The sequence below is a fragment of the Pelomonas lactea genome, assembly GCF_043555885.1.
In the GTDB taxonomy this organism is placed as follows: domain Bacteria; phylum Pseudomonadota; class Gammaproteobacteria; order Burkholderiales; family Burkholderiaceae_C; genus Pelomonas; species Pelomonas lactea.
This window is the reverse complement of the sequence record NZ_JBIGHX010000040.1, coordinates 1-280: the sequence shown is the minus strand read 5'-3', so window position 1 is coordinate 280 and position 280 is coordinate 1. Positions and strand designations below refer to the sequence as shown.

At 73.2% G+C, this 280-nt stretch carries 1 protein-coding gene; it reads left to right on the top strand.

Translation table 11 applies throughout. The features are described from left to right. A partial coding sequence (locus ACG04Q_RS25645; RefSeq protein WP_394514715.1) for a LysR substrate-binding domain-containing protein occupies positions 1–280 on the top strand: 280 nt, incomplete at both ends.

Here is a 280-nt window from a genome sequence, read left to right as displayed (position 1 = left end):
CCCGCTGGACCTGGCCGACATCCGCACCGAGATCGTTGGCCTGCACAGCGACGACCCGCTCGCCAGCCTGCTGCACCACGCCGGCGAGGCGCTGGGCCAGACGCTGGCCAGCCACATCACCGTGCAGACCTACCAGCTCGCCCGCGCGCTGGTGGAGGCCGGCGTGGGCATGACGCTGGTGGACCCGTTCACCGCCGCGAGCGCCGACACCACCAAGGTCCGCGTGCGCGCGCTGGCGCCACAGGTCAGCGTCCACCTCTACCTGCTCAGCGCCGCCAGC